Genomic DNA, 4,120 nt, shown 5'->3' on the forward strand with positions numbered 1-4,120 from the left:
CTTTCAAAGATGCGTTTCAGAATGCGATCCGAAAAATATCGCACCTTCCTCAATTTTAATGGTGGCAGACCTTTGATGAGAACAATCTCGTAGTCGTCATCGAGCAGCCGAACCTGTTCGGGACGCAATAGCGGTGCACCTTGATGTGAATTCTGAATGGTCCAGTCGAACGTTCGCGCCTGGCTGTGGGAAATCGATTTGGCTTCAAACGTGTATTCACCGATGGCCTTGGAAATGTAGTTCGGAGTCTCGTCATCAGCCGTGGCCATGAACACTTGCAGTCCGGTATTGCTGAGAAAATTCTGCTTGCCAGCCTCTCCATAAGCCCCCGTCAGTGCCGAAAGGCTTTGGATGATGAGCATGAAACGCCCCTTGTAGCCCGCGATAGTCGTGATTGCGGTCTCGATCGCTTCCAGCTTACCCAAGTGCTTGAACTCGTCGAGCAGGAAGAGAACCTCGTGCTTTTCATCCCGGCGGGCCAGCGACCGCTGCAGAATTGAAACGATTTGCTGAAAAAACAAGCGTATCAGAGGCGCGATCACCTCAAGGTCGTTCGGACCAACGCAAAGATAGATGCACGTTCTGCGACGGCGAAGATCATAGACCGAAAAGTCCGAGCGACTTGTGGCCGCCTTTACAGCGGGATCCGCCCACAGGTTGAGCCCGCCATCGCCGAGCACGGAAGTGTAGGAGGTTAGGATTTTCGTATCGTTCCCCGCCATGTCGTCGAAGATGCGTTGTGCCTCTTTGTTCTGGGTCTCCATGGCGAGTCGCGCGAAGAGCTTAAACTTCTCCCCCGGCTGGGCGAAGAGGTCATAGACGGCGCCGATTGTTGGCGTGCCCCGCTCGATGCAGGCAAGGATTCCCGCGACAAAGATATCTCGCGCGCCGCTGACGAAACCTTCCGCGCCCTCCCCCTTGGCCGTAATCAGGTTTGCGGCCAAGCGGCGGGCTTCGGTGAATTGCTGCTGTGGAGGCAACGCTATAAGATCCAACAGCGGATTGTAGCAGTTTGTGCGCCGCTCCGAATCCAGCGGCGCGAATTTAAACACGTCGTCACCTGCGGCTTTGCGCGCCCTCGAGGTGAGCTCAAAGAGCTCCCCCTTGACGTCCAGAGCTATCACCGAGCCTTTGAATGTAAGTAGCGTTGGAATGACTATGCCGACGCCCTTGCCAGCGCGGGTCGGTGCAACGATGAGGCTGTGAGGCTGCTCGCCATTGGTCAGGTAGTAGCCAGGCCAGAAAGGGCCACTTGTCTTCCCAAACACCGGCCCTGTCACGCCACGGTATCGTCGCAGATATCCCGTGCGTCGCATTTCATCCACTCGAGCCCAACGAGCCGTCCCGTGGTGTTCGAGCTTGCGGCGCAATACGATCTGCTGAATCAGCAAGACGACCGCGGACGTCGAGAGCACGATAGCCGCGCCCCGATAGAAAACGGGGGTTGCGAAACCCAAATAGAAGGGCGTCTCAAACCAAAAGGCACGGACATCAAACGCCATCAGAGCCTCGCCGCTGCCGCCGTGGCGGAAGGTTGCGTAAAGACTTGCCGCACAGAAGCCCACGGCGAGTGAGCACGCGATGCTAATGGCTATGTTGGGGGGCGTCGTTTTTGTTGAAAGCATTGTTCCATTGCCGGATTAGCCGTAGCTAATGCTGCGCGTGCTTCAGAGACCGAACCGGCGTCGCGCGATGTCGCCGCTCGACAGATCGATGCCGCAGCGGGTGGTGCGATGCTTGCAGCGCATCACCCGGCAGACGTGGTTTTTGAAAGTTACACTAAGCAGGTACGTCAACGGCCAGCGAATTGGAAACGGCAAGGCCGTAAACGGAATTCGGGAGAGAAAGCGTCACTGTACCATGGCCGAGACCTCAACGGCCGGAGCGATCTCTGCTTCTGGTGGCCTCCATTAGGTCCTCTCGGGCGTGATTGAAGGCGTGGTTTATGGACCGCCCGATTTGAGCACCCCGCTGCAGCTGTTCATACGAGGTTTGCGGGCCTACTGTATCACGGACTGCAGCCTCAATACCTGCTATGTGGCCGTCCAGATTCGCACTCCGTTCCTCTGCTGCATGCTGCGGCGGCGGCATGTGCGGCAAGATGTCTTGCATGCCGGGAAAAACTGAGTGAGCTTGGGCCTGTTGGTTTGCGTCTAACTGTTGATACATGTTGAGAATAGCATTGGATGCCATCATCCTGACATTGCCATCCGGATCAGAAGAAGCCAATCCAATGGCCTGATCAAGAATGCGAGATTTGTTTTCGTCAGTAAACTTACTGAAGTGTGGCGCAACGTAATAAGCTCCGAGAGCTTGCGACGGCGGATCCATGTTGCCAATGCGATTAACAATAGCATCTTGCAGCCCTGGCGTTAGGTAATCGCCTAGATTACTGGCCGCTCCGACTTTCTGCAATGCTATGTCATCCGTGCTGTACCCCAATTCGGCTGTTAATGTCGCGGCCAGATCGATGGCTGATCGTCCAAGACGATTGGTCCGCCTTTCAAATCTCGCGAGGTCAGTTTCTGGCCCGGGTTGAGTGCCCCGAACGGCTGTTCGCTCGTGCGTCCCGAGGCCTTTGAAGCCCCCAAGATTTCGCGCTGTATCGCGCGGGTTAGCGGTTACCAGCCGTTCTGCAACATCGCTCAATGGCCCCTCTGGAACGTCACGGAGGCTACTGCTCCCCACGCCTTGAGATGATCTTGCAGCTGCACGTGCCCGTTTGTTATCGCGATCCATTGCTCGCCTCCAAAGTAGTTATTCTACCCAATGAGGTTACCACCAAAGCTTGACCTGCTAAACCGATATGATGTTACAGTTGTAGTATGGCAAAGGGTTCCCAGCTCTGTGGGTCTGCCAAGTGCCCGTCCAAGCCGAAGAAAATACGATGAAGCTGGCATCAAATGCGATGTGAACTGCCCCGGGCATTCCGGTGGCCGTTTCGTTTGAGTCACGCGGCTATGGCTGGTTCATCCAACATGCCGTAGTAGCGTTCCTCGGCTTCGGCCGGCGGGATGTTGCCGATGGGCTCCAGCAGCCAGCGATTGTTGAAGCAGTCGACCCATTCGAGCGTGGCGAACTCGACGGCCTCGAATGAGCGCCAGGGTCCGCGTCGATGGATCACCTCGGCCTTGTAAAGACCGTTGATCGTTTCCGCGAGAGCATTATCGAAAGAGTCGCCGACACTGCCCACTGCGGGTTCGACGCCGGCCTCCGCAAGCGCTCGGTGTATTGAATGCCGAACCCTAGAGAATCAGCCCTCAGAGCCTTTGGTAATAGACCGACCCCTCGCACCTGTTTGGGCTGGGTGTACAAGTCAGGTTTTCATCAGGTTGGACGAGTATGTCTGGCAGCCAGAGCGCGACCACTTCCGTGCCCGCCCGCTCGTCTGGCAGACACACAAAGGAGAAAGACATGCCGTCAGCTACAAGCAGCGCCATCGTTTCCTGCCGCAGATCATCGCCCATCCGGTCTGGCCCTCCTTCAGGTCCCCTTGGCCTGTGTCTCGTCGAGGAAATGGCCCGGGAGCGGGATCGTGGTTTCGTATGAGACAATCCGCCGGTGCGGCAACAAATGCGGTCCGCATACGGAGCCATTACGTCGCGGCACTTGATATTGCAGTGCAGCAAAGGTAGAGGGCCGCCCCTTATCGGAGTGTCGTCCATGGTCCTTACCAATACTGGTAGCGAGGCAGAACCCGTCGAACAGTCGAGCCATCCGGCAATCGAACAGCAAAGCCCCGAGGTGCTGATGCTAGGCGCGCTCGGCGTTGTCTATGGCGATATTGGCACCAGCCCGATCTACGCGTTCCGTGAGGCGCTGGTGGCGTCGTCGGGCGGCAATGTCGCCGAGCGCGGCGATATCCTCGGCGTTTTGTCATTGATCATCTGGTCGCTGACGATCATCGTCACCATCAAGTACATCATGTTCGTGCTGCGCGCCGATAACGGCGGCGAGGGCGGCGTGCTGTCGCTGATGGCGCTGGCGCGCGGCAGTTTCCCCAAGCGCTCGGCGCTGATGCTCGGCATCGGCATCGTCGGGGCATCGCTTTTCTTCGGTGATGCCGTCATCACGCCGGCGATATCGGTGCTGTCGGCGGTTGAGGGCATGAATGTCGTCA

At 57.3% G+C, this 4,120-nt stretch carries 3 protein-coding genes and 1 pseudogene; 1 reads left to right on the forward strand and 3 read right to left on the reverse strand.

Going from position 1 to position 4,120, the window contains the following annotated elements; translation table 11 throughout:
• The 3 genes and pseudogenes from virD4 to NKJ00_RS32105 form a co-directional block, all read right to left on the reverse strand.
• A partial coding sequence (gene virD4, locus NKJ00_RS32095) for a type IV secretion system ATPase VirD4 (protein ID WP_352632593.1) occupies nt 1–1,625 on the reverse strand: 1,625 nt, incomplete at its 3' end.
• 247 nt (nt 1,626–1,872) lie between these two features.
• The gene (locus tag NKJ00_RS32100) at nt 1,873–2,649 is read right to left on the reverse strand and encodes a hypothetical protein (protein ID WP_245260339.1); all 777 of its coding nucleotides are present in this window, start codon (nt 2,647–2,649) and stop codon (nt 1,873–1,875) included.
• 301 nt (nt 2,650–2,950) lie between these two features.
• Nucleotides 2,951–3,220, reverse strand: a pseudogene (locus NKJ00_RS32105) (integrase core domain-containing protein); the annotation flags it as partial.
• Nucleotides 3,221–3,663: 443 nt separating this feature from the next.
• On the opposite strand from NKJ00_RS32105, the gene NKJ00_RS32110 reads away from it, so the two are divergent.
• On the forward strand, nt 3,664–4,120 hold a 457-nt coding region (locus NKJ00_RS32110), incomplete at its 3' end, for a KUP/HAK/KT family potassium transporter (protein WP_352632595.1).

The sequence above is a fragment of the Mesorhizobium sp. M0227 genome, from assembly GCF_040321855.1.
Classification (GTDB): Bacteria; Pseudomonadota; Alphaproteobacteria; order Rhizobiales; family Rhizobiaceae; genus Mesorhizobium.